We start from the raw sequence: 4,764 nt of genomic DNA on the forward strand, positions 1-4,764 counted from the left end.
TATCATTATTGTTCCATAATATTTCTGCAGAAAGAGGTATTGACAAAATCTACTCCTTTCTAACTTGTTACCAATGAGGCGGAATTGGTGGCTGTTGTGGGTGATCGGCACTTTTTAGATTTTCAGGAATTGGTCGCGCGTTGCCCAAAATATTTTAGCGAACTCCCCGTACCGTCGATCAAAGCCGCCACCAAAAAAATTAGCTAATTTTTGTGTGCCCTAAAGTCAGGCACTTGCAGTATAAAATCAGGCGGAAAGCAGTACAAAATCAGTGAGATACAGGTATTTGCAGCGACTGCACTCTACCTGTATTTACCCGAAAATATCCTGCAAATGCCTGCAATTTTATGCCAAATTACTGCTTTTTTGTGTCGAGCGTACATTTGCTTGTTGAGGCTGGTTTTCGCTGTTCTCAATCGGTAGCAAGCAATGGTTTTGTCCGTACAAAACCTTATTTATTACTTTTAAATAAAAACGATGCACCCTTATGAATGGGGAATCCTAGGTGTCATGGCGATCGCGCTCTTGCTGGCTATCGGACGAGTGATTCCCTCGCGATCCTCGACATCAGCCGGCTGCTTCGCTTGCAAACAGGATAGCGGGCGCGCGAAAGCTCTTGGTGTCCGCCGCCAATGCCGAACTGCACCAACTGGCTTGTGTCGTGCGATGATCCGCTCCATTGTAAAGGCGGCTGTCGTGTACACCAACTAGCTCGCTCCTGGCTTCAAGAGCGACTGGCACGAGCACAGTTCTATCCTTGTCCAAACTGCCCCATCAAACTTTCTTGTCTTGGCTTCCAGAGTGAGCGTGAGCGCAACTCGCAGCTACCAACAATTCCTATGGCACTCTTGCAAAAACCATAAATTGGCAAAAAGTGCTCAAATCCGACTTTTGTACGTCTATTTGACATGGCTTGCTATGCGACTAGCGCACTAACTAGGAGGATTTAAGAGGTGTCGGAGTACAAAAAATCTATTTAAAAGCAGCGAAAGTTAATTTAATTTAATTAAGATTTGTGAAAATTGGAGGACAATTTAGGAATTTTTAGGGAGAAGTAGGAAATATTAGGAAATATTAGGAAATAGAAGGGTTAAAATACAAAGCTTTTTGTGGCCTTCAGTAACAATCGTAATGTGTTCTTTCTTACAAAAAGTTGCACCCTCTGTGTGGAGAATGCAGCTTACGCTTATTGCTGGCCGGCATTACTTCTTAGAAGAACCTGACCTTTGTAGTAGTCGTAACATCACTGGCATTAGTACCTGAATCAGCGAGGCAACAGAGCAGATGAAGATAGCGAACACTCTGCATGAGCATTCTGGCAGCCCGAAAAAAATACTCTTCCACTTCACTCCTCTTATACAAAAGTGCGTTAGCACTGCATTCAATCAAACTCGGCTCCCTGTACTGCAACTCTTGCTAGAAAAACGCTACCGCTATTGTTCCGATACATTAATATGCCATAGCTGAATGGCTATAACAAGGCGGCAATCTTTTAGGCAACTTTAACAGTCTATTCGATTAGTTCGGCTTGCTCGAACCTGAAAGTACAGCATAATTGCTACCAGTTAGTCGCTTGCTTTTTCTACAATTGCGACTATTGGGGAATGCAGAGGCAAGCTGTTTAGTTGTTAAATAAATCTTAAGCGTACCGGGACAGGAAAACACCTCAAAATTAACTTTTTGAGACCGCTAGACGATGAGTTTTTCTGAGTTATTGCTGTAGTTTTTGAGTTTTTATGAGTAAAAATTTGTAAGCTCAGCTTGAATTGTGAACCCAATTTGGGGCGGTATTAGCAACAAAAAACTCAAATTTATGCAAATTTATACAAGCTGGGAAGAACTGGAAAAAAGCAGAGAAGGATGGTAGCAAGCAATGTTGGGAGATATATTTATATCGGTAAAGGAAAGATGGTAGCAAGCAATATTGGGAGATATATTTATATCGATAAAGAAAGTTGCGGCTAAGTTTTCTGAAACACGCGCTCGAATAGCGCTCCTACAATGGCTTCAAGCGGCCGGGGCAAGCGCTGTATTCGCTACTAGGCTCTTGCCCTTCAACGAGCGCGCCCTCCGTAAATTAAAGTGGCCACACCTTGAGTATTCGCTATTCGCGAATATAGAATAAAGGTAACAATGTGCTAGCTCATCCGCTATGCTAAAACCCCAAGATATCCTTGCAATACTCAAAGTCCACAGTTGGGATTCAACGAACTGGACGTACAGTTCTCTCGCTCAAAGCTTGGGCATGAGCGCATCAGAGGTTCATGCTGCCCTTGAGCGTTCTGAAGCTGCCGGTCTGTATTATGGCTCCGAGCGGAAAATTTTGAAGCAAGCGGTGTTGGAATTCTTGGTTCACGGGTTGCGCTATGTATTCTACGCCCAACCAGGCCCCCTCTCGCGGGGACTGCCAACTGCACATTCTGCTGAGCCATTGAAAAGCAAGCTGGTTGCCTCACCATCTGAGGTTTACGTTTGGCCTGACCCTCAAGGTGTCGTGAGAGGGCAGGCGATCGCACCTCTGTACCGCTCAGTCCCCCAAGCTGCCAGTAATGATCCAAAACTCTACGCCTTGCTCAGCTTGATTGACGCTATTCGAGTTGGTCGGGTGCGGGAGCAACGTTTAGCCGCTAGCGAACTTGAAAAAAGGCTCGTCGCTCTATGAATCAGCAGATACTCATGCTGGAAATAGTTGCCAGGGTACTCTCGACCGTACCCACTACCATCGTTTTCACAGGAGGGGCAACAATATCGCTTTACCTCGATGAAGCGGAGGCCCCCGACATTCGACCCACCGATGATGTTGATTGCGTGGTCTCCATTGCATAAGCGGCTGAATACTACCAACTCTCAGAATTGCTGAAAACTATCGGGCTTCAAGAGAGTACAGAATCAGGCGCACCGCTGTGTCGCTGGCACTATGAGAAAATTTCAATTGATGTCATGCCGTGCGACTCCTCTGTATTAGGGTTTTCCAATCGCTGGTACAGGCCGGGCATTGCTAACTCTATTCGCTACCAACTTCCAAGTGGTAGGCAAATCCTAATTTTTTCAACGCCTTATCTCCTCGCTTCCACGCATAGAAGCTTTCATTGGTAGAGGTGGGGGTAACTTTTATTTTAGTTCTGATATTGAAGACATTGTGGCATTGCTGGACGGGCGTTCTAGTTTGTTCGAGGAAGTGCAGCAAACTGACGAAGAAGTGAAAGCATTTTTATCAGAATGGTTTCGAGCAGAGCTTGCAAATCTGTGTTCCATCGCGCCTGCTTTCCTCTCACCCGTTGCTAAAATTTCAGGTCGCTCTCGCTTGCTATTGGAAAGAATTGAAAGGCTGGCGATGGTAGTTTAGTAGTTGACTGTTAGCAATAGACGGCAGCGGACACTTGATCGAGGTAAGCCTTACACTCGCAAACAGCCCGGCTCGGAACGCAAAAACCAGATAGTCCAGCCTCAACTTTATTGCTGGCATAGTGGGTACTACGCTACAAAATCGCTTCATAAATTTTAGCTACCTGCCACTTTTCTCGCACTTGCTCAACTTGATTTTTAATTCAACTTAGGTATCGTAACTTGACTATTAAGTCAATCCAGTCTTTGTTAAAAACGCTAAAAAATCACTAATTGTTGTGGAGCGCTAAAGTCAGGCAAGTGCAGTATAAAGTCAGGCAAGTGCAGTATAAAATCAGTGAGATTACAGGTATTTGCAGGGGCTGCATTTTACCTGTATTTACCGGAAAATATCCTGCTTTCCGTCTGACTTTTTCGGTCAAATTGCTGCTTTTTTATGTCGAGCGTACATTTGCCTGTTGAGGCAGGTTATGACTGTTCTCAATCGGTAGCAAGCAATGTTTTTGTGATCACAAACCAGACTTTTAGGTGCAGAAACAAAAATAATGCACCCTTATGAATGGGGAATCCTAGGTGTCAAGGCGCTTGATTTTTACCCGCTCTTCGACTGTGCCGGTTGCTCACATTGCTCCTGTTGTTGTGACAACTTCGTAGCAGCACTGGCATCAATTGCTCCCGTCACATCTGGGTAACGAGCGATCGGCTTGAGCGACAGCTCGATCGCCCACGACGGAGCTCATATAATCAAACAGGCTCACGGCTCCCATCTCGCGCCCTAGCTTCAGCTATTGAGGAGGATTTTGCGGAGGCAACCGACGCGGGTTTTTGTTGCATCCACCGATGTTTTGGCGATCGTCGGCGGATGGTGGAATTTGCCCAGTTCAAACAGCTTGTGAGTTCTCCGGCAACAACCGGAAAAGGCATAAAAGCTAACAATTTCTAACAAAAGCTAATAAAGCGGATCGCCCATGGCTTCTGTCAGTGGTTGCCTCTTCCGTTTCAGAATTGAAGAGAGAACCAGGGGCGAACACATAATTAAGCATAATTAAGCATATTGCTGTTCGATTTTTCGGTCTAGTCACGGAGAAATTGGGGGCAATCGGCTTGTTGGGTAGCCGGATCGCTCCTGGTTGATTCCTCGGTAAATCGATAGTGAATAAGGAAGCCCCTATTTCTATAAAGGGATAGGCGGAGATACAAGCCATTTACCTCAAATTGGCTTGCTGGCTCATTTAGCTTAAATCCTTGCTAAGCGGGGCTTTCAGCCCGGTTCGCAAGTTTCTGCACAATTGCTACTCAAACCTCTGTCACTGCTCTGCTTCAGCTTTAGGTTCCTTCGGTTTTCTGGGGGGGTGACAACCCACCCAAAACCCATAGCTAGTAAGGATTGAGCCAACTTGTGGTAAAAAAAGATAGGCA

At 45.4% G+C, this 4,764-nt stretch carries 3 protein-coding genes; 2 read left to right on the forward strand and 1 reads right to left on the reverse strand.

What is annotated here, in order from left to right:
• Window positions 1-485: 485 nt before the first annotated feature.
• Complete coding sequence (locus QUA25_RS28565) at window positions 486-707, reverse strand: hypothetical protein (protein ID WP_333043058.1); 222 nt, start codon at window positions 705-707, stop codon at window positions 486-488.
• 1,445 nt (window positions 708-2,152) lie between these two features.
• Between QUA25_RS28565 and QUA25_RS28570 the strand changes: the two genes are divergently transcribed.
• Window positions 2,153-2,662 carry a hypothetical protein gene (locus QUA25_RS28570; RefSeq protein WP_106331726.1) on the forward strand — a complete coding sequence of 170 codons (510 nt, stop codon included), beginning with the start codon at window positions 2,153-2,155 and terminating at the stop codon, window positions 2,660-2,662.
• 477 nt (window positions 2,663-3,139) lie between these two features.
• On the forward strand, window positions 3,140-3,346 hold the full coding sequence (locus QUA25_RS28575) for a hypothetical protein (protein ID WP_333043061.1): 207 nt from the start codon (window positions 3,140-3,142) through the stop codon (window positions 3,344-3,346).
• The last annotated feature ends 1,418 nt before the right edge of the window (window positions 3,347-4,764 follow it).

Source organism: Microcoleus sp. Pol17C6 (genome assembly GCF_036701145.1).
In the GTDB taxonomy this organism is placed as follows: Bacteria; Cyanobacteriota; Cyanobacteriia; order Cyanobacteriales; family Microcoleaceae; genus Microcoleus.

Excerpts from the sequence above, each read along its gene's own strand:
- QUA25_RS28570 (WP_106331726.1), top strand. The coding sequence starts at position 2,153 with ATGCTAAAACCCCAAGATATCCTTGCAATACTCAAAGTCCACAGTTGG.